Here is a 26,233-nt window from a genome sequence, read left to right as displayed (position 1 = left end):
ATCTCCATCTTTTCCCCCATCATGCATGCAGCATAACAAAAACCCCCGCGCCTCTTGGCACGGGGGAAGCCTCGTTGTGGCAGTCAGCCCGAAGGGGAAGTCCGGGGGCGGCGCAGCTTGAACCCGTAAGCCCGGAAGTACAGGAGAGTTCCGAGCAGAATCGCAAGGGCGAAGACCAGCATGAGATTGCTGTAAGCCCATGCACCGGGATCCGCCACAAGCGGATTCAGGCGGAATCCCAGCAGCCCCTGGTCCAGGACCCGGCCCACGAGCGCCGACCCCACCGCTCCGGAGATAAAGCCGACCAGGTTGAACAGTCCCATGCCGATCCCCGTCTCCTGCAGGGACAAGGTCTGGGATACACTGTTCGCCAGAGCCGTCTGGATGAAGGAGAGGCCGATATACAGAAGCACGAGCGGAACGGCAATGACCCAGGGGGCCAAAGGCAGCAGAAACGACAGCAGGAGCAGCGATCCGCTGAGCAGCAGTGCGCCGAGCAGCACCACCTTCGGGTTGCCCTGCTTATCGGCCAGCGTCCCGCCGATCGGACCAAACACAACGGCCGAGATGGCTCCCGGGAACAGCACCCAGCCTACCCCGCTCGTCGTGAGCCCCTTGAGTCCGGTCAATATGAACGGCAGGGCGAACATGATGCCCATCACCGTGCTGAACATGATAAAAGCCACGATCAGACCGCTGCGGAACAAAGGGCTGCGCAGCAGCGAGGGCTCGATGAACGGCTGGGAAGTCCGCCGGATATGGACGGCGAACCAGACCAGCAGCCCGATCCCGCCAGCCAGCCAGTACCAGCGCGGCTCCGTCAGGAAGAGAATCAGTCCGGCGATGCCGAGTCCGATCAGTCCTGCCCCCAGCACATCGACACGGCCGCCGGCGGGCTTCTCTTCGGGAAGCACTTTACGGAAGAACGGAATGGAGATCAGCGTGAACAGCGGGATAAGGAACAGCAGGGACCAGTGGAGCCGGGCCGATACCAGGCCGCCGATTACCGGACCCACGCCCACTGCGAACGCAACGGTCGAGTTCAGGATGCCGAAGACCTTGCCCCGGTCCTCCATGGAGAAGTACCGCGCGACTACCACCATGATGAGGGCTGGAATCGCCGAAGCACCGGCCCCCTGGATGGCTCTGGCCGCAATGACCATGGCATAGGAAGACTGAAGCAGAATCCCGAGAACGGATCCCGCGTTATAGATGACAATGCCGATCACAATCAGCTTCTTGAGGCTGTAGATGTCTGACAGCTTGCCGTAAATAACCGAACCGATCCCGAAGAACAGGATGAAGGTCGTGACCACCCAGCTGACCCCTGAGGAAGACAGTCCGTATTGGGCGGCAATGCTTGGCGTGGAGACATTGAAGACCGTTTCGTTCAAGACGCCGAAGAATATGATGAAGATAATCCAGGGTGCGGTACGGCGTACGTCAAGAGACACGCCCGAAGCGGACGCGGGAGCTGCCGGCGACTGCATGATTACACTCTCCTTTTTGGCGATATCCGAATGATTCGTCTCTCTCTATGGGAGCCTCCAATACATCCCTGGCAATTACTCCATGTAAGTTAATAATGGTTCGTAAGTATTGGCGCTGCTCTTACTATATCCTGGAAGTCCCCACAGCAGTACCGGAGAATTTTATTTTATCCAAACTCTCCCTCCATACGGAAATGCAACCCATCCATTCCCTGTGCTCAAAGCTCGTATGCAACCACTATAAGGCCTAACCTTGACAGCTTCCGTCATAGTCTCCCGTCCCGACGAGAAAAACCCCTTCACATGGAAGGGGCTGATGCGGTAATCGACAGATCCTCAATCTGCCAAGGGGCGTCCTTGCCGCCGCGTTTCATCCGGAAGTGGAAGACCTGATGCTCGGGCTTGTGGCCTTCCCGGTAAACGGTCGTGTCCAAGAGGATCTCCGCCGTCGTCGCATCCTCCCCCGGAGGCTCCGGAAGCTCCTTCGGCTCCTTGGCCCTGATGCCTTGAATCTCCTTCATGGCCGCCTGAAAATGCAGGAGCTGCGGGTGCTTCGGATCCGCAAAGATCCGCTGCAGCAGGCCGGTCTCTTGCTGGTTCAGGGCAACCAGAAAAGCCTGCGCCACCCCGTAAGGGCTTGCTTCGCGCAGCGCCTCGTCCAAGCGTCCCGCGGCTTTATACACCATCCACTGATGATCGGGGTCCACATTCTTCGATCCGTGTGTGGAGCTGCCCAGGAAATGAATGCAGAAGTGCCCCGAGAACCCGTTCCCCGGAATGCCGTCCCCTCCATGGGGCATGCCGTGCATCGAAGCGGCGATCGCAGGACCGCCTTCCCTGCTCACCAGTACCGCCCGGCGGTGCCAGCTCCACGAGCCGCCGTAGATCTCCTTCATGATGGCGGTGTCTGCCTTCGTGACCGGCTGCATATCGGCATGACTGCGGCCCGCACGCCGCTGCGCCTTGAAGCTCAGCCCCGTTTCGAGATCCGTAACGGTGCAGATGCTTTTCATCGCCACCGTCTTCTTGGCTTCCTCCCAGGGAAGGAGTCTGCCGTAATGTGCCGCCCGCGCTGCTTCAATGTACGCCTCGAGCTCGGCCCCGGACAGTTCCCAGCGCAATCCGGCTGCCTCTTCGTGCCAGTTCCCGCTCTCATCCACGGCGAACCGCCGGCTCGTCCCGCCATCCTTCCAGGTGATATACGTATCGGTCAGCGGGGAGCGGGAATCCGGCTCCTTTTTCGCCTTGGATAGTGCTCTGGTGACGGCCGGGGAGCGGACGACAAGCTCGGTGACAAGGCCGCTCTCCGGTGACGATTGGATTGTAATGGTTACAGGCCCCGGCGCCTCCTTGGCTCTTCCCCCTGCCGATGCGGCATTCGCCGCCAGCAGCAGAGCCGAAAACCCGAGAAGCACCTGCAGAAGCCTTCTGATCTTGCCTGCTGTCATGCCATGAACCCTCCAATGAAAAGACTACCATGGTAGCCTTTCATTCCGCCGCGCATCCCATTCCCGGAAAAAAGTTGCAGCTGAGGTCCTGCTCTGATGCAAATAAGGTGAAGCGGGAATTCATGCCGCGGGCCGGGACACCCATCCCTATCCAGCGGTACTCCTCCCGCATACAATGGAAAAACGTCTAAGCGGCCTGACAGGAGGAATTCCTATGGATTATTTGGATATGCTTACCCGCCTTGGCGCCTCGAGCGCCCATCCCGGCGGCTTCTCGGCCACGCTGTCCCAGCTGCGCCGCTTCCCCCTGCCCTCCGGCAGCCGGGTGCTGGAAGTCGGCTGCGGGACGGGACGGACCGCCTGCCATCTCGCCGGGCTGGGCATGCGGGTCACCGGCCTAGATATCCGCCCGGAGATGCTGGCGAAGGCGGTGCGGCGCGCGGAGCTGCAAGGTGTACAGGTGCATTTTGCGGAAGGCAGCATTACGGCCCTTCCGTTCGAAGAGGGCTCATTCGATGTCGTGCTCGCCGAATCGGTGACGAATTTCGCCTCCATTCCCGACGCGCTGCGCGAGTACTGCCGGGTCCTGGCCCCGGGCGGTCTTCTGTACGACCGCGAACTGATTCTCGCCGGCCCTATCACCCGGGAGGCTTACGACCAGCTGGCAGGCTTCTTCGGCTTCGGCGGCCTTCTTGACGAGGAGGCCTGGAAGGAAGAGCTGCTCCGCGCCGGGTTCTCCGCGGCCGAGTCGTGGGACCGCCTGCCGTTCGGCCGGCCGCCCGGCGACGATCTGGCGGAGCATCCCGACCCCCATCAGCTCATGGATCAGGGAGCGATCCTGGATGCCGCCGTATGGCAGACCTCCCTGGCCCACGACGAGCTGCTGGAGGCTCATCAGGCCTCGCTGGCCCACGCCCTGTTTCTTGCGCGCAAATAGGAGCGCGCTTGGCCTTCGCATTCGTCGGCCTGCACGGACTCTCGACTGTGCAGTGTCCGCCGGGCGGGGCGGGCTCCCCCCTCCCCCTTGGCAGCGCCTTCGGGCATGGATCGGCCCCTGTGCGCATATGCTGTCTGCACCAGGGTGAACGGTTGTACGGCGCCCGCAGCAATTCGGCAGGAGGTGCGTAACATGAGAGGCAGCGCAGAGGAGACGGCCCGAAGATTCATCCGGCGGGAATTTCCCGCCTGTGAAGCGGCTCTGCTGGCAGGCAGCACCGTCCAGGGGGAAGCCACCCCCTCCTCGGATCTCGATCTCGTGATCTTCGACGAGAGCCAGCAGAGCCCCTTCCGGCGAACCTATCAGTCGGAAGGCTGGATCATCGAGGCTTTCGTCCTGACGAAGGAGACCTACCGCTACTTCTTCGACCTCGCGGTCGAGACAGCCATCCCCTCCCTCCTGCGGATGTGTGCCGAGGGGAGGATCCTCTTCGGCGCGGAGGAGGTGCGGGGCATCGTCGCCGAAGCGCGGAGCGACCTGCTCGCGGGCCCGCCGCCCTGGAGCCGGCAGGAGCTGCGCCAGGCCCGCTACGGGCTTGGCGAATCCCTGGCCGACTTCGAGGGCTGCCCGCGGCGCGAGGAAGCGCTCTTCATCGCCGCGAAGCTGGCGGAGCAGCTCGCCGCCTTCGCTCTGCGCACGCGGGGCGAGTGGCTCGGCGACGGCAAGTGGCTGCAGCGGGGCCTGCAGCGCTGCGATGCGGCGGCCGCCGGCGAGCTGCATGCGGCGCTGGAGGCGTACTACGGCTCCGGTCACAAGGAGCCGCTGGCCGCGCTCACCCGCCGCTGGCTCACGCCCTTCGGCGGGATCCTGTCCGAAGGCTATGCCGAGGGCGGCTCCGGCGAGGAAGAGGAGACGGAGGAGCTGTGAGCCTGCGGCGGGTGTTCTCCGCTGCACCGCTGATCCGGCGGCCCCACCGGCACGCTCTGTGACGGGGCTTGGCACAGCGCAGCCTATCGGCCCGTGATACCCAAAAAAGGCGGCTCCCGCTCTGTCATACAGAGCGGGAGCCGCCTTTCGGTATTTGCGTTATTACCGCTTGCCCGGATCGTAAGCTTCGCCGAGGGCCGACGGCGCCTTCGCCCGGCCGACCGCTCCGGCCAGCACCAGGATCGTCAGCACATACGGCAGCATGTACAGGAACTCCATCGGAATTCCCTTGGCAAAGTCGAACAGCTGCACGAAGTTGCGGATCGCCTGGGAGAAGCCGAAGAACATCGCCGCACCCAGGGCGCCGAGCGGATGCCATTTGCCGAAGATCATCGCCGCCAGAGCGATGAAGCCCTGGCCCGATACCGTGTTATGCGAGAAGGAACTCGTCGTTGTCAGCGTGATAGTTGCTCCGCCGAGACCCGCCAAGGCACCGGAGATCATGACGCCGAGGTACCGGTAGCGGGAGACGCGGATCCCCATCGTATCCGCTGCGCCCGGATGCTCGCCGACCGAACGCAGCCGGAGGCCGAAGGGCGTTTTATAGAGCACATAATAGGTCAGCGCTACAATGAAAATGGCCAGATAGGTCGTCGGGTAAGCCTCGAAGAAACCTTTGCCGATGACCGGAATGTCCGACAGGAACGGAATCTTCACCTTGCTGAACACTTCGTTCAGCGTCTCGGTCTGTCCCGCACCGTCATACATAATTTTGACGAGATAAACCGTCAGACCGGCCGCGAGGAAGTTGATGACGACCCCGCTGACCACCTGATCGGCCTTGAAGGTCACCGTGGCAACCGCATGGATTAAGGAGAATATGACGCCGAAGAGCAGGGCCGCGATCAGCCCGACCCAAGGGGACGCCGCCCCCATGCCCGCTTCCTCGGCCGTATACGTAGCCACCGCCGCAGCGAAGGCGCCGGAGACCATCAGTCCTTCGAGACCGATGTTGACGACGCCGGACTTCTCCGAGAAGATCCCGCCCATTGCGGTGAAGATGAGGGCGGTGGAGAACACCAGTGTGATATTGATCAGCTCGCCGAGCTTCAGCAGCAGATCCATGTTAAGCCGCCCCCTCTTTCTTGGATTTGCCCTTCAGCGGGCGGATCAGCCCGCGTACAATGCCATGGGCAGCGATGAAGAAGATCACGGAGCCGATGACGACGCGGATGATCTCCGGCGGTACGTCCGCGGCGAAGCTCATGCCCGCCGAGCCGTACGTCAGCGATCCGAAGAGGATCGCGGCCAGTACGACGCCGATCGGATTGTTCCCGCCGAGCAGCGCGACCGCCACCCCGTCGAACCCGTAGCCCGGTGAACCGGCCATCACGGTCTGGTAGTGGAAGACCCCCAGCACATCGACCACGCCGGCCAGTCCCGCGAATACGCCGCCGATGAACATGGCGCGGACAATGTTGCTGTTGACGTTCATCCCGGCATACCTTGCGGCCTCCGGGTTGTGGCCTACGGCGCGGAGCTCGTACCCCTGCCGCGTCCGCCACAGCACGATATAGAAGATCGCCGCACCGGCGAGTGCGATGAGCGTCCCCCAGTGAACCCGGGCATTGCCCATGAGCTCGGAGAGCCATCCGATCGTGAGGGAGGCCGACTCATGGATCTCATAGGAACGCTGCTGCCCCGGCTGGAGCAGGAATGCATTCACAATGTAGTTCGCCAGGAACAGCGCCGTCCAGTTCAGCATGATGGACGTGATCACCTCGTTCACGCCGCGCTTGGCCTTGAGATAACCGGCCAGCCCGCCCCACAGGCCGCCGAGCACCGCACCGGCGATGACGGCCAGCGGCATGTGGATGATCCACGGGAGATCGAATTTGATCCCGACGATCGAAGCGCCGGTCATCCCCATGATGAACTGGCCTTCGGCGCCGATATTGAACAGACCTGTCCGGTTCGCGAACGCTACGGCCAGACCGGTCAGAATAAGCGGCGTAATCTCACGTACCGCTTCACCGAAGTCATACGCGCTGCCGAACACTTTGTCGAGCAGCGCAGCATATGCGACGATGGGGTTGTAGCCTCCGACCAGCATGACCAGAGCGCCGAACAGGAGACCGAGCAGGATCGCTCCCAGGGGCACGAGGGCCGAGTCTTTTGTCATGATGCGCATCAGTTTATCCATGGGCGCCTCCTTTACCTTCACTGCCTGCCATGAGCAGGCCAAGCTCCTCTTCATTCGTCAGCTCCGGATCCACTTCGCCGACGATCCGGCCGCCGGAGATGACCGCGATCCGGTCGGACACGTTGCGGATCTCATCGAGCTCGAAGGAGATGAGCAGTACGGCCTTGCCCTCATCCCGCGCCTCAATCAGCTTGCGGTGCACGAACTCGATCGCACCGACGTCCAGGCCCCGCGTAGGCTGCGCCGCAATGAGCAGCTGCGGCTGCTTGTCGAGCTCCCGGGCGATGATCGCCTTCTGCTGGTTGCCCCCGGAGAGCGACCGCGCCTTGTTGTAGATGCTCGGCGTCCGCACGTCGAAATCGCGGATCAGGCGCTCCGCCTGCCGGTCGATCGCGCTGCGGTCCAGGAAACCGCCCCGGTTGTACGGCGGCTTGTAATACGTCTCGAGCACCATGTTCTCGCTCATCGTGAAGTCGAGCACGAGGCCGTGCTTGTGGCGGTCCTCCGGAATATGCGATACGCCCGCTTCAGTGATCGTTCGCGGCGGCAGATTCGTCAGGGACTGCCCCTTCAGCCGAATCTCGCCGGATACGGCGGGACGCAGCCCCGTCAGCGCCTCGATGAGCTCGCTCTGCCCGTTGCCGTCGACACCGGCGAGGCCGAGAATCTCGCCTGCGCGCACCTGCAGCGAGATGCCGTTCAGCGCCGGCACCTTCCGGTTATCGAGCGCGTGCAGATCCGTCACCTCGAGCACCTTCTCGCCCGGCTGCGCCTTGCTCTTCTCCACCCGGAACGATACGCTGCGGCCGACCATCTTCTCCGCCAGCTCCTGCGGCGAGCTCGCTGCGACGTTGACGGAGTCGATCACCTTGCCCCTGCGGATGATCGTACACGTATCCGCAATCGCCATGATTTCTTTCAGCTTATGGGTAATGAGAATAATCGACTTGCCTTCCCGGGCCAGCAGGCGGAGAATCTCCATGAGCTCCCCGATCTCCTGCGGGGTCAATACCGCCGTCGGTTCGTCGAAGATCAGAATCTCGGCTCCGCGATAGAGCGTTTTCAAGATCTCCACGCGCTGCTGCATGCCGACCGAGATATCCTCAATCTTCGCCTTCGGGTCGACCATCAGGCCGTACTGCGCCGAGATCTGGGCGACCTTCTCTTCGGCCGCTTTATAGTTAATCGAGGTCCCCTTGCGAGGCTCGCTGCCGAGGATGATGTTCTCCGTTACGGTGAACGGCTGAACCAGCTTGAAATGCTGGTGCACCATCCCGATCCCGAGCTCGATCGCTTTCGTCGGGGAGTCGATGGCCACTTCCCTGCCTTGGACACGAATCTGTCCCTCGTCCGGCTGGTAGAGGCCGAACAGGATGTTCATCAGCGTCGATTTACCCGCTCCGTTCTCGCCGAGCAGTGCGTGGATTTCCCCCTTCCTCAGCTGGAAGGAGATGCCGTCATTGGCTGTGATGCCGGGAAAACGCTTCGTGATTCCCTGCAGTTCAACCGCCATTTCCGGTGTACTCATGGGCGTTCCTCCTCTGTTGTCAGCGCTCAAATCAAACGACAAGGCCGGTGATTACACCAGCCTTGTCGGAGTGTGTGCATGGACTATGATGTTGGTAATCTTGGACGGATCCCAAAATCCGCGCAGCTGCAAGGACCGAACGCTTCGGCTTACTTCTCCGGAACTTTGATCTCGCCGCTGATGATTTTGGCTTTGTACTCATCTACTTTCTTCAGCACATCTGCGGGTACGTTCTTCGTGGATGTCTCCGGCAGGCCTACACCGTCGTCCTTAAGGCCGAGCGTAACGACCTTGCCGCCCTGGAACTTGCCGTCGATCAGGTCCGTCGTTACGCGGATGACCGCCTGGTCGACGCGCTTGATCATCGAAGTCAGCGTAACGTCATCGCCGAACTCAAGCGACTGGTCTTTGTCCACGCCGATAACCCATACCTTCTTGCCCGACTTCACGCGGTCCTTCGCTTCGTTGAAGACCCCGTTGCCGGTTGCGCCCGCCGCATGGAACACGATGTCCGCGCCGTCGTTGTAGATGGTCGCTGCCGCCGCCTTGCCGAGGTCCGGCTTGTCGAAGGCACCCGTGTAGTTGATCGTCAGCTTCGCGTTCGGATTCACGGCCTTCACGCCTTCGCGGAAACCCGCTTCGAAGCGCTTGATGACCGGGATGTCCAGACCGCCGACGAAGCCGATGTTGTTCGTCTTCGTGGTCAGACCGGCTACGACGCCGACGAGGTACGCGCCTTCGTGCTCGGCGAACGTAACGGACTCGACGTTAGGAGCTTCCACCACGTTGTCGATGATGGCGAGCTTCGCATCCGGGTTCTGGGTAGCTACCGTCTTGATCGCGTCGCCCATCAGGAAGCCGATCCCCCAGGTGAGGTTGTATTTATCTTTGATATACTGGTTCAGGTTCGGGATGAAATCGGCATCGCTCTTGCTCTGCAGGTACTTCACGGATGCGCCGGTGTCCGCTTCGACTTTCTTCAGGCCTTCCCAGGCGCTCTGGTTGAACGACTTGTCGTTAACGCCGCCGATGTCCGTAACCATACCTACCTTGAAGCCTTCCGCCTTCTTGCTGCCGGACGGCTTCTCTGCCGCCGGCTTGTCTCCCGCTGCGCCTTCCTGCGCCGGTTTGGAGCCACAGCCCGTAAGCACGAGCGTGGCAGCGAGCATCAGGCCTGCCGTTGTCTTCATCCATGATCTCATGATTGATGAACCCCCCCATGTTAATAAATCCCACATTATATGTAAGACACAAGTAATAAAAGAAAACAGATTTATTATAAAGCTTTTTTTGACCATCGTCCAGACTCTTCGACAATTTTTTCAGGGTTCGTGAACGTTTTTTCTGTCATAATTCCGTCACAGGACCCAAGGGATCGCCCCGCGCGTCACTTGACGATCAATACGGGCACCTTCGCATGCTGGACGACATGGTGGCTGACGCTGCCGAGCATGAATTCACCGAGGGTGCTCAGTCCCCTGGAGCCCAGAATAATCAGGTCGCACCCCGCTTCCTCGGCATGAGCCAGGATCACCTTGCCCGGAGCCCCCTGCAGCAGTCTGGCCTCCGCTCCGTTCCGGCCCGCCAGCCTCGTGCGCGCCTTGTCCACGATCGACTCGGCATGCTCGTACTCGATCCTCGACACGTCCGCCGGCGCCGTCACCAGCGCCTCCCCGAACATCAGGCTGGGCACATTGAATACGTGCACCACCTCCAGCTTCGCGCCGGGCAGCAGATCGCAGAGCTGTACCGCATGGGACAAGGCGAGATCCGACTCGTTCGAGCCGTCATAAGCAACCAGGATATGGGCATACAGCATGGGAATCACCTCTCGGATTGGATTTTTTGGGAACCATGGAGCTTGTCCCCTCTCCTTCCGCCGGAAACACCAAACGCTCCCTTTGGTTATCACCGCCCGGGAGTGGTATAATGAGGAGGAAAGAGAGGAATCGGCTATGGTTCAATTCGGAGCTCTTCACCTTCAGGCGCTGTCCGGCATCGGGATGCTCGTCATGGCTCTTCTCGCAATCTTCGTGCGAAGCAGGGCGGGACGCCGGCCGGTCTCCCTTGCAGCGATCATCATGCCGCCGCTCGGAATGAGTACGGGTTTCCTGATGTTCGTCTCCCCCTACTTCCACCTGCCCGTCAGCTGGGCATTATTGGCCTTGGGGGCCGGAGCTTTACTGTTTTCTTACCCCTTGATCTCCAGCTCGAAACTGGAATACAGGGAGGGGGCCATCTATGTAAGGCGCTCCAAGGCGTTCATGTTCGTTCTTCTGGGGCTGCTCTGCCTGCGGATCGCCCTGCATACCTATATTGAGCGGCACATCTCGATCCCGCAGACCGGGGCGCTGTTCTTCCTGCTCGCCTTCGGCAGCATCGTTCCGTGGCGGCTGTCCATGCTGAGTCAATACCGCCGGCTCAAGGAGGAAACCAGCCTCCCAAGGCTCCAGTGACCTAAGATGCAGGGGATGGGCGTTCCCCAGGTTTCACCTCTTCGGTACTTCGGACAACCCGTTCCCGGCGCATGCAGTTTAACCAACATAAGAAAAAACCCCTGAGCGGGGTCCTTTCGAGGAAGTTTTCATCATATCTTAAACAAGGACGCTCCTTCGCAGGAGCGTCCTCTTGGTGACGGGCGGCTCAGGGCTCTCAGCCCTGCCCCGCCCTGTCCGGGGAGATGGGATTACAGCGAGATCACCCGGCCGGTGTTCTGCGATTCGAAGGCCGCCAGAATGACCTTAAGCGAACGCAGGCCTTCTTCGCCGGATACGCTTGGAGGCGTCTTCGTCACGATCGACTCCACGAACGCATCGATGACTCCGCTCGCCACCTGCTTCTCGTTGGTAGCGATAGCTCCCACCTTGTAGCGCTCGACCGTGCCGTCGCGCAGCTCGACGATCACCTGGTCGTTCGGGTCCGTACCGATCTTCAGGACGCCGTTCTCGCACCACAGGATCGTACCGTTGTCTTCGCCCTTGTAGTACGTCCAGGAGGCGACCAGGGAACCAATGATGCCGCTCTTCATCCGCAGCACGCAGATGGCGTTGTCGTCCACTTCCGTGCCTTCTTTGTGCTGGGTGCCGATGAAGCCCGTCACATCAGCCACTTCCTCGCCGAGCAGCCAGCGGATGAAGTCGGACTTGTGCACGCCAAGGTCACCCATGGCGCCCATAACTGCTTCCGGCTTGCGGAAGAACCAGCTCTCGCGCCCGTCGACGCTCCAGCCTTCCGGTCCCGGGTGGCCGAACGACGTGCGGAAGGTCAGCACCTTGCCGAGGCGGCCGGAGCTCAGCACTTCCTTGGCCTTCACATGCGGAGGCATGAAGCGCTGGTTGTGGCCGACCATCAGGTAGACGCCAGCCGCCTTGGCGGCTTCGATCATGGCGAGGCCCTCTTCTTCGGTGGCGGCCATCGGTTTCTCGACAAGCACGTGCGCGCCCGCTTTGGCTGCGGCGATGGAGATCGGCGCGTGGGTGGCGTTCGGCGTGCAGACGCTTACGGCATCCGGCTTGATCTCGCTCAGCATCGTCTCGTAATCCGAGAAGGCCTTGCCTCCGTGCAGGGAGGCGTAGTGCTCCGCACGCTCGCCTACCGGATCGACGAAAGCGACAAGCTCCACATGCGGGTTCGCCGCATATTCGGGGATGTGACGGTGCTTCGAAATGGAACCGCAGCCGATGACGGCAACTCTCAATTTGCTCACGTTCAACTACTCCTTTGGGGTGGGTTCTTTTTTTTATTCAAGAAAAGGTCCTTCTCTATTAGGGTGATACCGGTTAAGGATTACAGGCTGAGCAGATAGTTCTCTTTGACCCAGTTCAAGCTGTTCTCCACGCTCTGCAGCGGCGGGTTCTGACAGTTGTCCTGCTCGACGATGAGCCATTCGACACCTGCGTCCGAAGCAGCGGCGATCACGCCCTTGAGATCTACCACGCCCTGGCCCAGCTCCAGCGTCTGCATGCCGCCCTGTTCGTCCTTGTTGAAGTCCTTGAGGTGGAGCAGCGGCAGACGTCCCGCATAGCGAGGAATATAGGCCAGCGGATCCTGTCCGGCGAACTGCACCCAGCATACGTCCATCTCCACCTGTACCGATTCCGGCGAGGTGGAAGAGTACATGGCGTCGAATACGTACTCGTCGCCGACCTTCAGTTCGAACTCAAACGCGTGGTTATGATAAGCGAACGTCAGCCCCTGCTTGCGCGCTTCCGCCCCTACTTCCTCGAAGAAGGAGAAGAGCTTCTGCCAGTCTTCCGGGGTACCACGGCGGTCATCCCCTACATAAGGGCAGATGAGATACTGGCCGCCGATCGCTTTGATGTAGTCGATCTGGCCCTGCAGATCTTCCTCGAGGCTCTGCAGCGACACGTGCGCGCCAATCGCCTTCAGACCGATTTCGTTCAGCAGCGCACCGAGTTCTTCCGCCTGAAGACCGCCGTAGCCGGCGAATTCCACACCTTCGTATCCAAGCTGAGCCACCTTGCGAAGCGTACCGGCAAAATCGGCAGCGGTTTCATTGCGAAGCGTATAGAGTTGGAGCCCGATTCCGAGTCTTCTCATTGACACTCACTCTCCCTGTGCAGTTGTGTGTTCCCTATGTCATTCATCGTACCGGACATAGCCCAAAAAGAAAATCCACGATATAATCGAAACATCAACGATTTTGCTATTAATTTACGGGGGACCCAAGTTGATATGAAGGCAAACGTACTGCTATGCGGATACTCATACCACCGGGAGCGCTTCTACACGCACTATAAGCATGGCGTTCCCTCCTATCTCTTCCGGCTTCAAACCGAAGGCTCTTCGACCGTAGTGGCCGGGGGCAGAACCTGTGAGCTCGAGCAGGGCGACCTGCTGCTCCTGAAGCCGGGAGACACCTACGAGCTCCGGATTGAAGAGCGTGCCGCCGGGGCCAAGGGGTCGATCATTTCCTCCGGCGATTACTATATCGGCTGCGAGGGTTCCTGGGTGCGCGAGTGGTGGGATCGTACCCCGAAGCCGACCGTCACGCGCATCGACCTCGACGAGAAGCTCCTCGGCCTCTGGCAGCAGATTATCGCCGAGAAGCGCAGACTCGAGGACGGCGGCAGCCCCGAGCTCACCGGCTACCTGCTGCGCGCCCTCTGCCTCTATCTCGAGAGGGCCGCCACCGACACGGCCCCGGCCAGCGGCCGTCCCTTCAGCGTTACGCGGATGAAGCGGTTCATCGAAGAGCATGCGACCCGCACCTTCCGGGTGGAGGAAGTCGCCCGCCACGCAGGGCTCAGCGTCTCCCGGGCCGTGCATCTCTTCAAGGAGAGCTACGGCAAGACGATGATGGAATACGCCCAGGAAATCCGTCTGACGGCCGCGCTCGAGCGGATGAAATATACCTCCATGACCCTCGACCAGATCGCGGAGACGTGCGGTTTTGGCGGGTATACGTACTTTCACCGCGTGTTCAAGGAAAAGTACGGGATTTCCCCGGGGGCTTACCGGAGCGCGAACGGGTCCGGCCCTCTGCTGGCCGCCGAGCAGGCATAGCCCCGGCCTGAGGCTCCACGACAGCCGAATAACCCAAAAAGGCGGAGGCCTGCGGGATGCCCCGCTGCTTCCGCTTTGCTGTCATGAAGGGCGCCGTTGTCCCATATAATGGAGATAACCGGCTTCCCCATCCTTTAAGGACCGAAGAAGACACATAAAAAAAAGTCTCTCTAGTAGAGAGACAGGGCAAGCGAATCCTTTTCGTTCAAGGAATGGAGAATGGCTTCACAGCCGACCACTTCGATACTGATCAAAGTCTGCAGGCATTTCTTAAGTGTATGTCTCCCGGTTTGGACTTTCTTATCCAGCGCCGTTTTCAGCAATTTCAACGTTTTCTTATTCAAGCTGTCGGCGAAAACGGGGATTTCTTTGTTTTGAATGGTCACGAACACTTTCATCCCTAACACCGTCCCTACTTTATCAAATTGGCTCATTACTATTAGGATAAATTACGATCATTAAATTAAGCTTAAAAAATTATTACAAATTGTCAACAACTTTTTGTGAATAACTCGGCCCGGCACTCCTAAAGGAGTTCCAACCTAGTACAAATAGGCGCCAAAACCCAAAAGGCTGCACCCGGTAGTACGGGGCAGCCTCGATTGCGTTTCAAAACATTTTAGTGCGGTTCTCAGGCGGACTCGATTCCGGAGAGAAACCGGACGAAGCGCTCCGGGGGCAGCGGAGGCGAAATATAATAGCCCTGGATCTCGTCGCATCCAAGCAGCCGGAGCAGCTCCAGCTGCTCCTCCGTCTCGACCCCTTCGGCCACGACGGCTAAGTCCATGTGATGGGACATGGAGATTATCGCCTGAACCACGGATGACGGCTGCTCCGGAAGCCCCGAGATAAAGGACCGGTCAATCTTGAGAATATGGACCGGCATCCGGTTCAGCAGCGAGAGCGAAGAATAGCCCGTACCGAAATCGTCGATCGCAATGCGGATCCCGAGGGCCGTCAGCTGCCCGAGCACCTCCATGATAGCTTCGTCCCGGAAGGCAACGCTCTCCGTTACTTCCAGGCACAGATACTGCGGACTCAGTCCCGTTTCCTTCAGAATGCTCTGGACCTCCTCCACGAAGGGACGGCGCTTAAGCTGAAGCACGGAGATGTTCACCGATACGGTGACCTTTGGCAGTCCCATGCACTGCCACTCCCGGTTCTGCCTGCAGGCTGTGCGCAGCACCCAGGAGCCGATCTGGGCGATCAGCCCGCTCTCCTCCGCCACCGGGATGAAGCGGTCCGGTGCCACCCTGCCCCGCTCCGGCGACTCCCAGCGGATCAGCGCCTCCATGCCGACAAGCCGGCCGGTGGCCGCATCGGTCTGCGGCTGGTAATGCAGGACGAATTCTTCCCGCTCCAGCGCGCGGCGGAGCCCGTTTTCGAGCTCCATCCGCTCATTGACCAGGTCGGTCATGCCGGGCGAATAAACCGCCACCCGGTCTCTCCCCTGCTCCTTGGCCGCATACATGGCCATATCCGCTCCGCGGATCAGCAGGTCGGCGTTGCAGTCTCCGCCCAGCCCGAATGCGACGCCGATGCTCGCCGTGCTGAAGAGCTCCAGGCCGCCGGCCCGCAGCGGGAGCTGGAACCGGTACAGAATGACCTCCGCCGCCGCCATTGCTTCCTCAACGTCCGCTATATCTGTCAGCAGCACGGCAAACTCGTCACCGCCCATTCTCGCCGCCAGATCGCCCGGACGAAGGAGATGCTGCAGCTCCCCTGCAGCGTACTGGAGCATGACATCTCCTGTGTGGTGACCGAGCGAGTCGTTAATCAGCTTGAACTGGTCGAGATCGAGCATCAGAACGGCCAAGCCCTTCTTCTTCCGTCCCCGTACATCCTGCTGCGCTTCGGACAGGCGCTTGTGGAAGAGCAGGCGGTTGGGCAATCCGGTAAGACTGTCGTGATAGGCCAGATACGCTATCTCCTCCTGGGCTCTGCGGCGCTCCGTAATATCCTTGATGGAGCCGATGAGACGCAGCGGCTGTCCACTGTCGTCCCGTGTGGCCTCGGCCGCACAGTAGACCCAGATATAGGTGCCGTCCTCATGGAGAAAGCGGAATTCGCATTCAAACGGCGTGCCGAGCAGCCGGTGCGACTCGCAAATCCCCTGCACTGCATCCCGGTCCTCGGGATGCACGAACTCCATAATGTCGTTCATGCTCATGTCCGCCCCTTGGCGGCCTCCAAGCTCCTGTCCCCCCAGAATGCCGAAGCGCAGCCGGTTCGTCGCGAGATCGAGCTCCCAGATGCCGTCGTTCGTCGTGCGGGAGACGACCTGCAGCAGCTCGGCGATCTCTCTGTAGCGGTCCTTCGCTTCCAGATGCTCCGCCATCCGCTTCTTCTCTTCGGTAATATCCCGGATGATGAGCAGCATGAGCCGTTCCCCGTCCACCTCGAGAAAGTCCGCTTCGACCAACAGGGTCGTCTCCTCCCCTTTGACATCCAGCATCGTATATTCGAACCCGCTTTCCCCTTGGGGAGCGGCAAACCTCCTGCGGTAGTTCTCCATGGCCGCCGGCCGGTGGGCGGCCGGGAGGACATCCAGCACCGAAGCTTCCGTACCGTCTCCCCCATGGCGGATCATCATGCGGCGGGCAGCCCGATTCATCTCCTTGATGTCCGCATTCCCGTCGAGCAGTGCGATCCCGAACGGGGAGAGATTGAACAGGGCTTCGAACTTGCGGGAGTAGTGGGGAAGAAAATCATATTTGAGCACCACATATCTGACGGTGACCGCCCATACGATCGTACAGTGAAAGGCCAGTGAGACGGTCCATGACAGCCCTTCCACCCATCGGGAGATCATCGCAATCCCGAATCCCCACAGAATGGAAAAAAAGCCGTTGGCCAGCAGCACGGTATACATGGCGCGTGCTCTTGACGAACCGGCTTTCCGCCGGGCGTACAGGAGAAGCAGGGTCCCCGCGCTGATATACAGCAGCAGACTGGAGACCATGATTTCGAATACCACTCCGTACCTGGCATACCGCCAGCCGGACGGGCTCTCGACCACATCGGCCAGAAGGGTTCCCCCGATCTGCAGCAGAATGTAGGCCGCCACAGCCGGCAGGAAGTACAGTACGGCTCTAACCGGCCGGGAAATCCGCTGTTCCAGGCGGGTGACCGACAAATAAAACTTCATGCCGAACCCCGCACTCATAAAAGCCGCAGGCTCAATCAGATGAAAATGCAGCCGCCTCGCACTCTCCAGGGACATCACCATAGACAAGTAAAAGCCCGCAAAGATCACGACAAAGCACAAGATAAAGGCCGAAGCCGCACGGTTGGAAGGATGCTGCGGATGACGCAGATAGATCTCGGCGGCGATATAAAAGAGCGCGAAGGCAGGCAGCAGAAAAAGAAGAACGGGAGCGGCGGATTGTGACAGCATCAAGGTGTGAACCTCCCTACATATGTAGAACACGCCTCTCTGCCCAAGGCTTGGCAGGCATAAAGAAGTCGTTTGGGCAGATGGAGCCGAATAGGTCTATTATCCTAATACGTATTCGCTGTTTTTGTCGAATTCCCTTCTTCGATTTCGACTTCCTTTATTTTCATTCCCCTGTCGATTTCCCGGGAAATTTGGGTATGCTCAAAAAAGCCTGTCACCTTCAAAAAAGGTGACAGGCTCTCAAGAGAACAGGCCTGAACGCGGGCAGCCGCCGAAATGAAACGGCTGGCAGTTCCAGTATGCCGCCCAGGTTTAAGGCGTCTTGGACTTGCCCGCTGAGGTCCCGGGAAGCGCCGGACCTGCCGGGACCTGCGTCGTTTCCTTGGTTGACGCAGGGAGGCTGGGTCCCGCCGGCTGCTCCACCGGGATGGCCGGCAGCGGAGCCGGAGCCTCGAACTGCACGGTCAGCTTGAACGGTTCGCTGAACTCGCCGTACTTGTTCTCGGCTTTGACGACAATCTCATTGCCTCCGGAAGCCAGAGGAATCTCTTTGGTGATGCTGCTCTCCCCGGCAAGCACATCATTCACATAAATCTTGGGCTTCGGATCGTATTCATCCGCCGCCTCGGCTCTCACCGTCACAGTGCCGCTCTGGGATGTCTCCGGCACCTTCTCCACTTTCAGCTCCGGCGCAGGCTGGAGGATCGCCCCCATCATCGCCTTGCCGTATGCCGTGATGACAATCAGCAGCAGAAGCAGCGGAACGCCGGCCATAAGCAGCGTCCGCCGCTTGCTGATGGCAAGCCGCAGCCAGGCCGGAGCCTGCTGCTGGCGGGCCTCCCGGAAGACCCGCTGGAACGCCTCGTTCGGCACACGGAGCAGCCGGTCCTTCACGTCCTTCTGGCGGAAGGCTCCGCTCCCCTGGCCCTCGAAATAGCGGCTCAGCGCCGCGCGGTAGTGCGGGTCGATCCCTGCCTTCGGCGGGGCGAACCGCTCATCCCCCGCGCTCCATGCGATAAAGTCGTACACGACCCCGGTGCCCCGGCTGTGCGAGGATACATAATCGAGCATCGCCCCGAACTCGAAGCGCGCCCGTCCGGCGGCCCCGGCTCCGGCATCGCCGTCGGGGTGGTAGAAAGCATAGGGAATTCTCGGGAAATGCTCTGCGGTGATGCGGTCTTCGAGCGCACGCTTCAGCACGCTCTGCACCCGCTCCAGCTCCCATGGCCCGAGCCCCTCCATGGCGGCGGCCGCCGTGCCCTCCCCTCCGCGCTCCAGCGTGAGCACGCGGAAGACGGCACTCAGCCAGCCCAGCGTCAGCTTCATCCCCGTATCAAGATGGGGCAGCAGCTCGGGACGCGGCGAGGCCAGCATGAAATCGAGACGGACGATGTCCTCGTAGGTCAGCTTGTCCGGCTCGAGGTCTTCGAGCAGCGACAACTGGATGTCGAGCAGGATCAGCTCGCAGAGGCTCGCATAAGACCGCGCTCCCTCCCGGCGGGAGAGTTCATCGACCGCCGTGTACAGGGACTGTGCGGTTTCGGTCCGCCTTCTGGCGTCGCCCCGCAGCAGCTGCCGCACCTTCTTCAGCGACTCTTCGGCGAAGAAACGCATCGGCACCCCGCCGGCTGCGCTCAGCAGAAGCCCCAGCTCCAGGGCTAAGCCCTTGGCGCTGGCGGTCTGGTCGAGACGCCCCGCCACAATCCGCTGAACCAGCGCAGGGCTGCGCTCATACAGCTCCTCGAAGACATCCCTAAGCAGTGCGTCGTGACCCTGCAGCGGTTCCAGCAGGGGCAGCACGCTCCCGGTCTGGTCATCCTCGTGCTGCTTCGCGGCCCGCTCCAGCAGATAGGACAAGCCGCGGGCCAGCTGGGGCTGCACCGCATCGCCTGCCAGCCCGCTGTATTTCACTACAAGGCCGACATAGTCGGCCTGCGTCCGGCCGCTGCTGTCGCCCGCCTCTTTGCGGAGCAGGCGCTCGAACAACTGTTGAAGCCTCACCTTCCCGGAGGCGGCCTCCACCGGGTGCAGATAGCTCACGATCCGCTCCATCGTCCCGAAGCGGTCGGCTGCGTACAGGCTGTCGCGGCCCTGCTCGATTTCGTACAGCGTGCAGAGCTCGCCATAAGCCGCCGGCGCCAAGGCTGCCCCCGGCTCGAGTCCCTGAAGCGCCTCTTCGCAGAAGTCGAGCAGGGACTCAAGCCGGTGCAGATCATGCCGGAGCTGCCAGACATGCCTGAAGTAAGGATGATCTTCCGGCGGCAGCTCCGCCCCGGTGATCCGGCCTCCAGGCATGTCGAACAGCATATCCTTCTCGAGCTGCCGGTCCGGCTGCTTGAGACTGCCCCGCTCCACGAACGTGACGTGGATGTCCGCCTTGCCCTCCGGCTCCTGGCTGTACGTCAGGAAGCCGAGCACCCGCCGGATGGCATACGGCAGGCAGGCGTATACGAGCTCCATCAGGCGCTTGGCATCCTCCGCCGCCTGGGCGGGCTCCCCATCCAAGGTAATGTAAACCTTGCGCCTCGTGAACGGCGAGCTCATCACCGCATGCAGGAGCTGGCGGAAGCTCTCCCGGCCAAAGCCGGTGCGGGAGAGCAGCTCGTCCACCCCGCCCGGACCCGCTTCCGCATCGTATTCGATATCGGCGAGCTCGGGCAGCTCCTTACCCTCCAGGATATCGTAGGACCCGCGGAAGCCGGTGATATGGAAGAGGCGCGCCGGCTCCCGGAACCAATCCTCCGCCCGCTGAGCCGGCACGACGAACTGGTGCGTGAAGAAGGCGCTCCGCTGGCCCGTAAAATCGACCGGAACATACAGTGTCCGGCCCAGGACCAGCTCCCCGCTCTCCGCCCGGAACACACCGAAGGCAGCCGGATACCTGTCCGCCTCCGCTTCTCCCCGGGCCAGCAGTTCCTGAGGCGCTTTATAGACGCAGTAGGGGTGGAGCGAGTTTTTGATGAAAGCAGCCTCCAGCCCCGGGGATTTGGCCACGGTGTCGAATCCTTCATTCGTCCGGAACACGCCTTCCCGGTCCCTGGTGAAGACCTGCTGCTGTATGCCTTGCTCCCGGTACACTACACATCTCTCCTATCGATATACTGAAGCTGCTGCAGCAGCCAGATGAACGGCTCGTCGACCCGCAGCGGCTGGATCACGCCTCCGACCTGCCCCTTCACGGGATTGGTGCCGAGCGCCGAGACCGCGAAGTAGGCGGTATTCTCGAAATAGACGTCAAGTGCATCCACGAACGGACGGTCAACCTTCTCGATGAACCGGCGGATCTCGCCGTTGATATTCTCGAACTCCGTCTGGTTCAGCGCGCCCTTATGAACGACGGGCCGGAAGACGTTGCTGTTCCCCCGGATGTATTCGCTGTCGTCCTCTTTGAGATACTGCAGCATGTCGCTCTTGGTCAGCACGACTGCGGTCGGAATCGGGGTCCGGCTCCCCTGCTGATGCGCAATGAAATTCTCGAACAAGGAGATGATGACCTCCCGCGGCTCGTCGTAGCGGCTCGCGAATTCGCCTTCCTCTTCCCCCACGCCCAGCCGGATTTTGTCCCGGATCGTGCGGATCTGCAGCGGGTCGACCAGGAACAGAATACCGGATGAGTTCTGAATATGCGAAGCATAGATGTCGAGATAATCCCGTTCGACCATGCCTTCACCCGCCACGTCGAAGAAGACGAGCGTCAGCGGAGCGCGCCGGCTGTCCTTGAAGACGAATTGAAAAATGAACGGCTCCTGCTGCTCGTTCGGGTTGGTCGAGCCGAGCATTGTGCCCCGCTCGAAGATCGGCTCGTGATAATTCTGCCGGAATTTGCGGGAAATGTCGGCGGTCAGCGGCATGCAGGCGGCGTCGAAATTCGCCGCCGTCGTCGTCTGCAGCGTGTGGATCAGCGAGGTCATGTACACCGACTTGCCGACTTGGGACGCACCGACGATCGAGATGATGTTGCTTGGCGTCCGGCCGGCCGAGACCGGCAGTTCGTTATGACAGCCTGGACACAGCCGCCTGCGCGTCAGCACGCCGTACCGGTCCGTGACGGCCGTCAGCACATTCTCGGTGTAGGTCCGGTTCTCCGGCGGTATGGTCGTAGGGTCGAGGACCGCCTCCATATCCGGCTGCGAGAGCCGGAACTTGCGCCGCCAGGCATTGAGCCTCTCGTCCTCCTGCAGCGCGAATTCGCTGTCGTTCTCCTTCGTATGCGCCGCCCGGAAGACCACCTCCTCGGGCTCGAAGCGCGAGAAGCAGTGCGGGCAGACGATACTGTAATACGACGGCCGCTGCGGCGGCGCGGGCTTTTTGTCGAACAGCCCTTTGATGAAACCGAGCATGGGTTTCCCTCCTCTCCTGCCAAAAATGATGCTTCTACTCCGGGACGATCTCGAACAGCTCCCCGTACTTCGGCCCGTCCGTGAAGAAAATCCGGATGCGTTCGCTGCGCCCGATCCGGATCTCCGGCAGATCCGTGCGGCCCGCCGGCAGATCGCTGACCAGCGGGTAGACCGTCCCGTCATCCTTGTTCAGGGGCACGCCGCCTTCCTTCTTCACGTAGCATAAGGCCTCACGGGGCACGGGCACCTCGCAGAACAGCCGGATCCGCACCGGACGGTGGCGGCTGAAGAGGCTCGCCCCGTATTCGACCGAACAGCGGATCTTCGCCCTGCTTCCGCTGAGGCGGGTCAGGTTGCCGGCATCAAGCTGTCTCACCGGTGTGAGCCCTCCGGCCCCCATCACGCAGGGAAAGATGCGGAAGCACCGGGCGCCGGTAAAATCAGCCGGCACCCGGTACCCTCCATGCACCTTATATTCCTCCCGCGTATAGAGCTTGAGCTCCCTGGCGGTCAGCCCTTCGGGCGGGTCCTCCTCCCCGGAAGCAAAGCTGTAGATGTACACATACTGAATGTCTTTCGGCCACTGCCAGGTGACGACGCAGCGGGCATCCTCCACCAGGGAGGATGCCTTCGTGATGCGCTGTCCTTCAGACCCTTCCTGCCACTGCATAAGCCCGCCTCTCTCCTTGCGACTCAAGTTCCATGCAGCCTCCGGACGTTACCGGAACTGCTTCCCGCCTCCCGGCGTACGGCTGCGTCCGTAATCGCCTCCGCGCTCCGGAAGCTCACGCGTACGGCTCCCGCGGAAGCCCGCGTTCACGCTGCCCTGGGCCACGCCGAAAAGCAGCGTGGAGAGGGAGAGTACGAGTGCCAGCACGAGATCCGCTTCTCCGCGGACCACCCACGAATCCGCGGACGGTAGGCCGTACTCCAGGAGCAGTCCGGCCAGCAGACCGGCGACCGCTCCCCCGGCCAGGAAGCTCCGGGCCAGGAACCGGTTGTCGAACACGATGCCAAGCGACAGCCCGAGCAGCGCACCGAGCAGCAGAAGCAGAACTGTACGCAGGATCGGAAGGAAGAGGCCTTCCATCGTGCCCTCCGGCCGCTCGCCCATCAGGTGCCAGGTCGTCTTCCGTTCCGTGTAGAGGCTGCCGATCGCTTCATTCAGAAGCTCGGCGCTCTTCACCTGCTGGAACGTGCCGCCCGCTGCCGCCGCAATGCTCTGCAGCAGGCGGCCTCCCTCTTCGTCGGCGCCTTCCAGACCGACCGTGTGGATCTTGAAGCCGTTCTGGACGAACGGCGCGGTGACGGAGGCCACATCCATCGGCGAATGCCCGTCCGAGAACAGGATGACCGTTCCCGCTTGGGGCGGCGTTCCCGCCTCCTGCATGCCCCGGGCCGCCTCGGTCAGCGCCCGGCCGATATCCGTCTCGCCATTGGGCTTGGCCGCTTCCCCAAGCCTCCGGCTGAGATCCTGCTTCGCCGCCGCATCCTTCAGCTCCGTGATCGGCTGCACCCAGGAGAATTTCTCGTTAAAGGTGAGCACGCCGAACCGCGTGCCTTCATCGATCCGCTGAATCAGCGACTGTGCCGCATGAAGGCTCTCTTCCTGCGGGTCGTTGCGCTTCATGCTCGCTGAGATGTCGAGCACAAGCACATAATCCCGCAGGATCTGCCTCTTCTCCGGCTGAAAACCGTAGCCCCACTGGAACAAGGTCCCCGCCGCAAAAAGCATCAGCAGCGTTGCGGGAACGAGCAGCTTCCAGCCGTCCGAAGCGTAGCGCAGCCGCCAGTTCTGCCCGTTGAGCTTCGGGGACAGGGTCTCGGCCAGCAGGGCGCCGAGGCCGATCCACAAGGCCAGCTGGCCGAAGTAGATCCCCATCAGCAGCGTTTCGTGAAGCACCCCCTGGTAACGGGCTAGCAGCCATTCGCCAACCAGAAAGCCCGCACCGCCGCCGATCAGACAGAACACCGTCAGCAGGGGATTCCATAGGCGTCGTGATGTCATACGGCCCCTCCTCTCTCTTCCTCCGGCAGCCTGCCGCTCTCAGGTACTTCCTGAAGCACCGGCACCGCCGTGCCATGAAACACGTAGCCGCCGGCCGTATAGGTATCATAGTAACGCAATCCGCTCCGATAGTACATGAGGTCGCTGAGGCGGAAGCCGCCCATCAGGTTGAGCTTGGCCACTCCGCTCGCCCGTTTTTCGTGCACGCAGCCGAGCTTGTAGGAGCGGTTCCCGCTCTCCGCCTCAAGCGCATACCGGATCAGTTCACTGTCATAGTCGCCAAAATAATACTTCTCCTCATACCGGTGGGTATGGGTGAAGCGGTACACGTCCGCCCGTACCGCCGCTTCATTCTCGAGTGTCCGGTACAGGTCGCGGTACAGCTCTTCCTTCGACAGCACCTCGCGGTGGTCGTAGGGAACCGCCACGTTGGCCCGCTCGAGCAGTTCCTGCTCGAACGACTGGCGGAAGAGCGCATGGGGGAACCAATCCCTGCGCACGAAGGCAATGAGGCGGTGAAGCAGCGCTTCGTCTCCCTCCTCGAGCCCCTTCGCCAGGGAACCCAGGCCCCGCTCGTCGGTATAAAAGCCCGGCCCCCGGCGGCTCTCCAGCTCGGCTTCGATCACGCCTGCCACCTGGCCGTAGTACTCGGGGATGTTGCGTCCGGCCTCTTCCCCGGCCTCTGTGATCGTGCGCCGGCTCTCTTCACGGAGCAGGTCGCCGAGCGACTGGAGCCGCTGCACATAGGCCGCCATGCGCCGGTGGACCGCGTCCAGCCGGTCTTCATAGCTGCGCAGCAGCTCCACCTTCAGCTCCCGGCGCAGCACCTCGAGCTTCTGGCCGTAGATCCGGCCGAGCAGCGCGGAAGCGGCCGCCTTGGCCGTGCCCCGTCCGCCGCCGAGCAGCCCGCCGAGCCAGGACGAGCGCCCGGCACCGAGCGAGGAGACCCGCTCCTCGCAGGCGGCTTCGAGCTCCGCCAGCGCCCCGGCGAGGTCGCGCTCCGCCTCGGCGCGCCAATCGCGGATCACGGCGGCGAGGCTTGGCCTGGCGTCCGGCTGCGTCCAGGCGAAGGTGCACCACGGCCCGTAGTGCGGGTCGTCCGTCACCTTCGCCGCGAGCAGGCGCTCCAGCCGGCGGTCGAGCCTTGCAGCCTGCAGCGCCGCCCGGGCCTTCGAGGCGGTGTTCGCCTCGAAGAAAGCGTGCGCGTGCCCGCCGTAGAGGGCGCGTTCCGCATCCCGGAGCGACATGCGCTGCAGCTCGCCGGCGGGCACCGGCGCGCTCATCAGCCCGTGCATGTCCTCCACGGGATGCGGCAGCCCAGCGAGCAGCGCGCCCGCGTCGGCGTCCGGCCCGGCCGGGTCCAGCTCCAGCAGCTCGAGCAGCTCCCGCTGGCCGAGTGCGGCCGCCTGGTCCCCGCTGGCGCTGCAGCAGCCGGCTGTAGACCGCCTGGAGCACCGCCAGTGCGATGGCGCCGCTTGGCCGTGACACGCGGGCGAAGCCGGCCGACGCATAGTGGCCGTCCGCCGCCCCCGCCGGGAGCAGGTTCTGCTTGAACTGCCCGTGATGGTAATCGTTGTGCCGCGGGTCCGGGTCGCCGGAGGTCCGCCGGTTCTTCAGCAGGATGACCTGCGCCGCGGTCTCGGCCAGGATGTGGCCGGCCCTGCCCGGGGGAGCGAACAGTCCGCGCTCGTCCTTGTCGCCGAGCAGGTAGGCCGTGTCGAACAGCGGGCCCTGGTGGCTGACGGGCAGCTTGAGCCCGTCACCGGTCACCTGCAGGTTCGCCTCGAACCGGTACGTCCGCCGCTGGCACGCGTCCAGCTCCCGGAGGAAGGCCACGCCCAGCGCAGCCTCGTAGGCGAAGTCTTCGCCCTCCTGGCGCTCCTGCAGCAGCGCATAGCCGTCCGCCTGCACCGAGCGGAACCGCTCGCCCAGCGTGACGCTGAGCAGGGTTGTCAGCTCGGGCACGAGCACGCTGTACGGATCGTCCGCCCGGGTTACGACGGCGATGTGCAGCCGGTCCAGCGAGGCGTAGAGCCTGCCGAGCTCCGCCAGGCGGTTGTGCAGCCCGCGCACCAGGAGGTTCAGCTCGAGCAGCTTGGCCTCCGTGCTGTAGAACCGGCGGGAGATTCCGGCGCGAAGATTCTTTTTGTCCGCTGAGCCGGCTTCCGGGACCGGAGGCTTCCAGGTCACGAGGTTCTCGCGCGGAGCGAGGTCCTCCTGCCCGGCATAGAAGTAGAGCACCCCTTCGTGGTTGCTCCACTTCCGCCGGTTGCCTTCATAGAGATGCTCCAGCACGTCACTCGAGCGGTCGCCCACGATCAGGAACAGCAGGGGATGGCGCAGGCTCCGCGGCTCCTCCCCCCGTTCCCCCGAGCGCTCCGCCTCGGCGGCATAAGCTGCGGCAAAATCACGCAGTAGTTGTTTCATGG

Annotated in this window: 21 protein-coding genes; 5 read left to right on the top strand and 16 right to left on the bottom strand. The window is 61.9% G+C overall.

The features are described 5' to 3' along the window. Positions 1-83: 83 nt before the first annotated feature. Positions 84-1,490 (bottom strand): MFS transporter, encoded by a 1,407-nt coding sequence (locus PM3016_RS04250; protein WP_014368540.1) that lies wholly within the window; start codon positions 1,488-1,490, stop codon positions 84-86. A gap of 299 nt (positions 1,491-1,789) precedes the next feature. Continuing rightward, positions 1,790-2,938: a hypothetical protein gene (locus PM3016_RS04245; protein WP_014368539.1), complete on the bottom strand. Its 1,149-nt coding sequence runs from the start codon at positions 2,936-2,938 to the stop codon at positions 1,790-1,792. 214 nt (positions 2,939-3,152) lie between these two features. Here PM3016_RS04245 and PM3016_RS04240 point away from each other — a divergent pair, with 214 nt between their 5' ends. Together PM3016_RS04240 and PM3016_RS04235 are read left to right on the top strand one after the other, a co-directional pair. Continuing rightward, the gene (locus PM3016_RS04240; protein WP_013914675.1) at positions 3,153-3,875 is read left to right on the top strand and encodes a class I SAM-dependent methyltransferase; all 723 of its coding nucleotides are present in this window, start codon (positions 3,153-3,155) and stop codon (positions 3,873-3,875) included. 192 nt (positions 3,876-4,067) lie between these two features. After that, positions 4,068-4,802, top strand: coding sequence for a nucleotidyltransferase domain-containing protein (locus PM3016_RS04235; protein ID WP_014368538.1), 735 nt, complete (start codon positions 4,068-4,070; stop codon positions 4,800-4,802). A 162-nt stretch (positions 4,803-4,964) separates the two neighbouring features. Here PM3016_RS04235 and PM3016_RS04230 read toward each other — a convergent pair whose 3' ends face one another. The 5 genes from PM3016_RS04230 to PM3016_RS04210 form a co-directional block, all read right to left on the bottom strand. Beyond that, positions 4,965-5,927, bottom strand: coding sequence for an ABC transporter permease (locus tag PM3016_RS04230; RefSeq protein WP_013914673.1), 963 nt, complete (start codon positions 5,925-5,927; stop codon positions 4,965-4,967). Between the two features lies 1 nt (position 5,928). Next, positions 5,929-7,005: an ABC transporter permease gene (locus PM3016_RS04225; RefSeq protein WP_013914672.1), complete on the bottom strand. Its 1,077-nt coding sequence runs from the start codon at positions 7,003-7,005 to the stop codon at positions 5,929-5,931. Beyond that, a complete protein-coding gene (locus PM3016_RS04220) occupies positions 6,998-8,533 on the bottom strand; it encodes an ABC transporter ATP-binding protein (RefSeq protein WP_014368537.1) in 1,536 nt (511 codons plus the stop codon). The genes PM3016_RS04225 and PM3016_RS04220 overlap by 8 nt, the downstream gene beginning before the upstream one ends. A gap of 149 nt (positions 8,534-8,682) precedes the next feature. Then, on the bottom strand, positions 8,683-9,735 hold the full coding sequence (locus tag PM3016_RS04215) for a BMP family lipoprotein (RefSeq protein ID WP_014368536.1): 1,053 nt from the start codon (positions 9,733-9,735) through the stop codon (positions 8,683-8,685). Between the two features lie 185 nt (positions 9,736-9,920). After that, the gene (locus tag PM3016_RS04210; RefSeq protein WP_013914669.1) at positions 9,921-10,352 is read right to left on the bottom strand and encodes a universal stress protein; all 432 of its coding nucleotides are present in this window, start codon (positions 10,350-10,352) and stop codon (positions 9,921-9,923) included. Between the two features lie 136 nt (positions 10,353-10,488). Between PM3016_RS04210 and PM3016_RS04205 the strand changes: the two genes are divergently transcribed. Beyond that, on the top strand, positions 10,489-10,989 hold the full coding sequence (locus PM3016_RS04205; RefSeq protein ID WP_014368535.1) for a CcdC family protein: 501 nt from the start codon (positions 10,489-10,491) through the stop codon (positions 10,987-10,989). Between the two features lie 230 nt (positions 10,990-11,219). On the opposite strand, the gene PM3016_RS04200 is transcribed toward PM3016_RS04205, so the two are convergent. After that, complete coding sequence (locus PM3016_RS04200) at positions 11,220-12,239, bottom strand: Gfo/Idh/MocA family protein (RefSeq protein ID WP_013914667.1); 1,020 nt, start codon at positions 12,237-12,239, stop codon at positions 11,220-11,222. 80 nt (positions 12,240-12,319) lie between these two features. Further along, complete coding sequence (locus PM3016_RS04195; protein ID WP_014368534.1) at positions 12,320-13,093, bottom strand: sugar phosphate isomerase/epimerase family protein; 774 nt, start codon at positions 13,091-13,093, stop codon at positions 12,320-12,322. Between the two features lie 135 nt (positions 13,094-13,228). Between PM3016_RS04195 and PM3016_RS04190 the strand changes: the two genes are divergently transcribed. Continuing rightward, positions 13,229-14,059 carry a helix-turn-helix domain-containing protein gene (locus tag PM3016_RS04190; protein WP_014368533.1) on the top strand — a complete coding sequence of 277 codons (831 nt, stop codon included), beginning with the start codon at positions 13,229-13,231 and terminating at the stop codon, positions 14,057-14,059. A gap of 170 nt (positions 14,060-14,229) precedes the next feature. On the opposite strand, the gene PM3016_RS04185 is transcribed toward PM3016_RS04190, so the two are convergent. The 7 genes from PM3016_RS04185 to PM3016_RS39315 form a co-directional block, all read right to left on the bottom strand. Then, positions 14,230-14,457: a hypothetical protein gene (locus PM3016_RS04185; RefSeq protein WP_013914664.1), complete on the bottom strand. Its 228-nt coding sequence runs from the start codon at positions 14,455-14,457 to the stop codon at positions 14,230-14,232. Between the two features lie 233 nt (positions 14,458-14,690). Then, positions 14,691-17,456 carry a putative bifunctional diguanylate cyclase/phosphodiesterase gene (locus PM3016_RS04180; protein ID WP_014368532.1) on the bottom strand — a complete coding sequence of 922 codons (2,766 nt, stop codon included), beginning with the start codon at positions 17,454-17,456 and terminating at the stop codon, positions 14,691-14,693. A 312-nt stretch (positions 17,457-17,768) separates the two neighbouring features. After that, positions 17,769-20,534, bottom strand: a complete 2,766-nt coding sequence (locus PM3016_RS04175; protein WP_014368531.1) for a GAP1-N2 domain-containing protein — start codon at positions 20,532-20,534, stop codon at positions 17,769-17,771. Then, positions 20,534-21,796, bottom strand: coding sequence for a TRAFAC clade GTPase domain-containing protein (locus PM3016_RS04170; RefSeq protein WP_014368530.1), 1,263 nt, complete (start codon positions 21,794-21,796; stop codon positions 20,534-20,536). Before PM3016_RS04170 ends, PM3016_RS04175 begins: the two co-directional genes overlap by 1 nt. 34 nt (positions 21,797-21,830) lie before the next feature. Continuing rightward, positions 21,831-22,466, bottom strand: a complete 636-nt coding sequence (locus PM3016_RS04165; protein WP_013914659.1) for a hypothetical protein — start codon at positions 22,464-22,466, stop codon at positions 21,831-21,833. 48 nt (positions 22,467-22,514) lie between these two features. Continuing rightward, entirely contained in the window at positions 22,515-23,804 is a 1,290-nt protein-coding gene (locus PM3016_RS04160) for a vWA domain-containing protein (protein ID WP_014368529.1), read from the bottom strand. Continuing rightward, entirely contained in the window at positions 23,801-25,315 is a 1,515-nt protein-coding gene (locus PM3016_RS39315) for a hypothetical protein (protein WP_014368528.1), read from the bottom strand. The genes PM3016_RS04160 and PM3016_RS39315 overlap by 4 nt, the downstream gene beginning before the upstream one ends. A gap of 1 nt (position 25,316) precedes the next feature. Here PM3016_RS39315 and PM3016_RS39310 point away from each other — a divergent pair, with 1 nt between their 5' ends. After that, positions 25,317-25,961 carry a hypothetical protein gene (locus PM3016_RS39310; RefSeq protein ID WP_014368527.1) on the top strand — a complete coding sequence of 215 codons (645 nt, stop codon included), beginning with the start codon at positions 25,317-25,319 and terminating at the stop codon, positions 25,959-25,961. The last annotated feature ends 272 nt before the right edge of the window (positions 25,962-26,233 follow it).

Origin of the sequence: Paenibacillus mucilaginosus 3016 (assembly GCF_000250655.1) — a bacterium.
GTDB classification, from domain to species: domain Bacteria; phylum Bacillota; class Bacilli; order Paenibacillales; family NBRC-103111; genus Paenibacillus_G; species Paenibacillus_G mucilaginosus.
This window is presented reverse-complemented; position numbering and strand designations above follow the sequence as displayed.

Bases quoted from the DNA above. Each gene is read 5' to 3' on its own strand.
- PM3016_RS04205 (WP_014368535.1), top strand. From the start codon at position 10,489: ATGGTTCAATTCGGAGCTCTTCACCTTCAGGCGCTGTCCGGCATCGGG.
- PM3016_RS04220 (WP_014368537.1), bottom strand. From the start codon at position 8,533: ATGAGTACACCGGAAATGGCGGTTGAACTGCAGGGAATCACGAAGCGT.
- PM3016_RS04245 (WP_014368539.1), bottom strand. From the start codon at position 2,938: ATGACAGCAGGCAAGATCAGAAGGCTTCTGCAGGTGCTTCTCGGGTTT.
- PM3016_RS04195 (WP_014368534.1), bottom strand. From the start codon at position 13,093: ATGAGAAGACTCGGAATCGGGCTCCAACTCTATACGCTTCGCAATGAA.
- PM3016_RS04160 (WP_014368529.1), bottom strand. From the start codon at position 23,804: ATGACATCACGACGCCTATGGAATCCCCTGCTGACGGTGTTCTGTCTG.
- PM3016_RS04170 (WP_014368530.1), bottom strand. From the start codon at position 21,796: ATGCTCGGTTTCATCAAAGGGCTGTTCGACAAAAAGCCCGCGCCGCCG.
- PM3016_RS04215 (WP_014368536.1), bottom strand. From the start codon at position 9,735: ATGAGATCATGGATGAAGACAACGGCAGGCCTGATGCTCGCTGCCACG.
- PM3016_RS04250 (WP_014368540.1), bottom strand. From the start codon at position 1,490: ATGCAGTCGCCGGCAGCTCCCGCGTCCGCTTCGGGCGTGTCTCTTGAC.
- PM3016_RS04190 (WP_014368533.1), top strand. From the start codon at position 13,229: ATGAAGGCAAACGTACTGCTATGCGGATACTCATACCACCGGGAGCGC.
- PM3016_RS04180 (WP_014368532.1), bottom strand. From the start codon at position 17,456: ATGCTGTCACAATCCGCCGCTCCCGTTCTTCTTTTTCTGCTGCCTGCC.
- PM3016_RS04225 (WP_013914672.1), bottom strand. From the start codon at position 7,005: ATGGATAAACTGATGCGCATCATGACAAAAGACTCGGCCCTCGTGCCC.
- PM3016_RS04165 (WP_013914659.1), bottom strand. From the start codon at position 22,466: ATGCAGTGGCAGGAAGGGTCTGAAGGACAGCGCATCACGAAGGCATCC.
- PM3016_RS04230 (WP_013914673.1), bottom strand. From the start codon at position 5,927: ATGGATCTGCTGCTGAAGCTCGGCGAGCTGATCAATATCACACTGGTG.
- PM3016_RS04185 (WP_013914664.1), bottom strand. From the start codon at position 14,457: ATGAAAGTGTTCGTGACCATTCAAAACAAAGAAATCCCCGTTTTCGCC.
- PM3016_RS04210 (WP_013914669.1), bottom strand. From the start codon at position 10,352: ATGCTGTATGCCCATATCCTGGTTGCTTATGACGGCTCGAACGAGTCG.
- PM3016_RS04235 (WP_014368538.1), top strand. From the start codon at position 4,068: ATGAGAGGCAGCGCAGAGGAGACGGCCCGAAGATTCATCCGGCGGGAA.
- PM3016_RS39315 (WP_014368528.1), bottom strand. From the start codon at position 25,315: ATGCGTCGGCCGGCTTCGCCCGCGTGTCACGGCCAAGCGGCGCCATCG.
- PM3016_RS04240 (WP_013914675.1), top strand. From the start codon at position 3,153: ATGGATTATTTGGATATGCTTACCCGCCTTGGCGCCTCGAGCGCCCAT.